Annotated in this window: 6 protein-coding genes; 4 read left to right on the forward strand and 2 right to left on the reverse strand. The window is 67.8% G+C overall.

Features of this window, described 5'->3' with window-relative positions; all coding sequences use genetic code 11:
- Both E8A12_RS00005 and E8A12_RS00010 read left to right on the forward strand, forming a co-directional pair.
- Positions 1 to 425, forward strand: a 425-nt coding sequence (locus E8A12_RS00005; RefSeq protein WP_293365698.1) for a Coq4 family protein, incomplete at its 5' end; no start/stop codon positions are given.
- Positions 426 to 537: 112 nt separating this feature from the next.
- Positions 538 to 756 (forward strand): hypothetical protein, encoded by a 219-nt coding sequence (locus E8A12_RS00010; RefSeq protein ID WP_293365699.1) that lies wholly within the window; start codon positions 538 to 540, stop codon positions 754 to 756.
- Positions 757 to 826: 70 nt separating this feature from the next.
- On the opposite strand, the gene E8A12_RS00015 is transcribed toward E8A12_RS00010, so the two are convergent.
- Together E8A12_RS00015 and E8A12_RS00020 are read right to left on the reverse strand one after the other, a co-directional pair.
- Entirely contained in the window at positions 827 to 1,204 is a 378-nt protein-coding gene (locus E8A12_RS00015; RefSeq protein WP_293365700.1) for a BrnA antitoxin family protein, read from the reverse strand.
- Between the two features lie 301 nt (positions 1,205 to 1,505).
- Positions 1,506 to 1,682: a DUF4169 family protein gene (locus E8A12_RS00020; protein WP_293365701.1), complete on the reverse strand. Its 177-nt coding sequence runs from the start codon at positions 1,680 to 1,682 to the stop codon at positions 1,506 to 1,508.
- Between the two features lie 62 nt (positions 1,683 to 1,744).
- Here E8A12_RS00020 and E8A12_RS00025 point away from each other — a divergent pair, with 62 nt between their 5' ends.
- Together E8A12_RS00025 and E8A12_RS00030 are read left to right on the forward strand one after the other, a co-directional pair.
- Positions 1,745 to 1,981: a DUF2171 domain-containing protein gene (locus E8A12_RS00025; protein ID WP_293365702.1), complete on the forward strand. Its 237-nt coding sequence runs from the start codon at positions 1,745 to 1,747 to the stop codon at positions 1,979 to 1,981.
- A 77-nt stretch (positions 1,982 to 2,058) separates the two neighbouring features.
- Positions 2,059 to 3,127 (forward strand): M28 family peptidase (locus E8A12_RS00030; RefSeq protein ID WP_293365703.1); only part of this gene is annotated, 1,069 nt, incomplete at its 3' end.

Genomic DNA, 3,127 nt, shown 5'->3' on the forward strand with positions numbered 1-3,127 from the left:
TGGCCGAGATCAGCCGCCAGGGCGCGAGCCAGGTGGACGAGCAGCATCCCTATGCCTGGATGGGCCGGCGCACCCGCGACGTGCACGACATCTGGCACATCCTGTCGGGCTACCACCGCGATGGCCTGGGCGAGTCCTGCCTGGTGGCCTTTTCCTACGCCCAGACCAAAGGGCTTGGCTGGGCGGTGATCGGGCTTGGCGCGGCGTCGCGCGCCCGCAAATCGAAGACCTATCCTTACGTGAAGGCGATCTGGCAGGGCTATCGGCGCGGCAAGGCCGCCAACTGGCTGCTGGGCGAAGACTACGAGGCGCTGATGGCCGAGCCGCTGGAGGCCGCACGTCGCCGCCTGGGGATCACGCCGCCGAGCGTCTACGATTCCATCCCCCTAGAGGCCCGAGACCGGTCGCTGCCCAAGACCGCTTAGGCCGAAGACTCCAAAGTCAGACGGGAAGCCGCCGCGACCATAGTCCGGCGGCGGCGGCGCAGCGCGGCTCGGGTAGACCCTGGAGCGCCGGGAGTCCTGGCTGCAGGAGCGCTTGGACCGTGCCGCTTCGGATGGCGCTCTGACCGACCACGACATGAAGCCTGCCGAGAAGATGCTCGGCGGCATCATCGACCGCCAAGCCCATCTGATCAGCGACGGTGGAGGTGAGCTGCGCGCCTACGATCGGCGAGAACTCGAGGGCAGGCCCGAGCAATTGGATGACACGTTGCACTGGGCCCGCAAGGAAGATGCTCCCCCATGGCGTCACTGAGGTGAAGGGCGGGTGGCGAGCTGGTGGTTGCCGGCTTGTGGGCAAAAGCTGCTGGCATCCCGATGCGAGCTTAAGAGCGTGCATCTGGAGCGCTTTGCTTCGCGTCCGCCTCCATCGACATCGCCAGCCGCAGGGCCGCTTCGATTTCCGCCTGCCAACCCTTGCCCTTGGCGCGATAGAACCGCAGCACATCCGGCGCGATCCTAAGCGAGACGTGCTCCTTCGGCGCCGCCACCGGCGGCCTGCCTCTACCCCGCGTCTTCGGAAAATACGCCAGGATTTCCGGCGCCAATTCACTCGCCGGCTTCATCCGCGCAAAGTCCGCCGCGGTAAGCTCTGGGTTGTCGGGATCGGTCAGGTCCGGCGCCGGCTGCGCTGCGATGCGCGCCTCACGATCTTTGCTCTCTGTCAGCCGAGGCGTATCGCCACCCCGTCGTCGCCGCGCCAATCCTGGGCGCGCTCAGAACCAAGCACCCGACGACGCGATCGCGGCGCTCTCGATCACCCTGGCGGACGACGAGGCTGCAAGACTGGAGGCGCCTTACACCCCCCGTCAGGACAACCAAGATGTACCTGATCCGACCATGCTGGCCCGTGCTGTGGCGGCAGCCACGGGGTTCAAATCGGCCGCAGCCTGACATTGCAAAACCGACTCAAGGCTGCCCGTCACGGAAGCCGAAGCGGAATATTGTCCCTTTTCGAAGCCGGCCTATTCGTCGGTATGAAGGGCGGCTGTCGGACCCTCCTCGTTAGTCCTCGCGCTTCTTCGCCTCGAGCTCGCGGCGTTTCCGCTCGGCCTCCAGCTGCGCGGCGAATTTGGTGGGCTTGGGCAGGCCGAACAGGCCGCGGTTCTGGCCCGCCTTGGCCTTGGCGTCCGCCTTGGCGCGCGCCTTACGGACCTTGTTGAGATTGATCGGCTCGACCATCGGCGAAACTTCCCACGGTCTTTCGGGTTTCCCAAGCCTCAACCCGCTTCAGGAGACACGATATGATTCAAACTTCCCAGATCCGCGAACACATGGACGTCGTGGGCTCCGACGGCGGACACGTCGGCCGGGTCGACAAGGTGATGGGCGACGAGATCGAGCTGACCAAGCTCGATCTTTCCGCGGGCCTCAAACACCACATGATCCCGATCACCTGGGTCGAGATGGTCGACGACGACACCCTGCGCCTGAACCTCACCAAGGACGCCGCCAAGGCGGCCTGGCGCACCAAGCACTAGCCGTAACAGCCCGCCCCATGCCACCTTGCCGGCGGCATGGGGCGACGCCGTCGCTCGCGGACTGATCTGGAGAGACGGTGCGGTTTCAAGTCCTTCTTGCGGGCGCCCTGGCGGCGGCCGCCTTTGCAGCGACGCCGCTTCCGCTGGAAGCCGCCAAGCCGGTGGTTTGCGCCCAATGCGTGAAGGCCAACATGGACCGCTTGGCGGGCGATGCGCTTCGCGGGCGCGGCTGCGGGACTGAGGACGAACACGTCGCGGCGCGCTTCGTCGCCGAGACCCTGAAGCGCTATGGCGTCGCCGCCGGCGCGGGGATGGACGGCTATCTGCAGCCGGTTCAACTCACGACGCCCACCGCCGCGGCGCCGCCGACCCTCAGCCTCACCGCCGGCGGCCAGCATGTGGAACTGCTGCAGGGCCGCGACATGGCCGCCATGCAGCCGCCGCCGTCCCTGCAGGCGCCCTTCATCCGGCTGACCGACGCCCGTGCCGCGCCCGAGGCGGTGACCGGCAAGATCGTCATCTTCGACAGCCCGATCTACGACCCTCCGGGCGTTCAGGGCCTGCTGCGCGCCGGCGCGACCGCTGTCATCACGCCGGCCAGCGATGAGATCCTCGCCCACTGGGATGACCTGTCGACCCGGCCGCCGGGGCGCACACAGATCGCCGGAGTCGAGCGCCGCGCCGGGCGCAGCATGGGCGTCACGATCTTCGCCAAGGCCGACGCCATGGCCGCCCTGCGCAAGCTGGAGCCGGGAGATGCGCGCCTGGAGGCCCCACAGGGACCGCCGCGCGAGCGGACCACCTATGCCGTGATCGGCGTCCTGCACGGAACGGCCCCGGACGCCGACCGCCACGCCATCCTGCTCAGCGCCCACTACGACCATCTGGGCGTCCGCAATGGCGTGATCTTCCACGGGGCCAATGACGACGCCTCGGGCACGGCGGCTGTGCTGGAGTTCGCCCGCATCCTGGGCTCCGGCGCCAAGCATCGGCGCACCGCCTATTTCGCCCTGTTCGGCTGCGAGGAGGAGGGCGGACTGGCCGCACAGGCCTTCCTGGCCCATCCGCCGATGGCCATCGGTGACCTGGCCGCCAACCTGGAATTCGAGATGATCGGCGTCGATGATCCGAAGCACCCGGGCTTCA

The organism is Phenylobacterium sp. (assembly GCF_004799395.1).
Lineage (GTDB): Bacteria > Pseudomonadota > Alphaproteobacteria > Caulobacterales > Caulobacteraceae > Phenylobacterium.

What these genes read in the sequence shown, in the direction of transcription:
- E8A12_RS00020 (WP_293365701.1), bottom strand. Translation starts at nt 1,682, where the DNA reads ATGGTCGAGCCGATCAATCTCAACAAGGTCCGTAAGGCGCGCGCCAAG.
- E8A12_RS00025 (WP_293365702.1), top strand. Translation starts at nt 1,745, where the DNA reads ATGATTCAAACTTCCCAGATCCGCGAACACATGGACGTCGTGGGCTCC.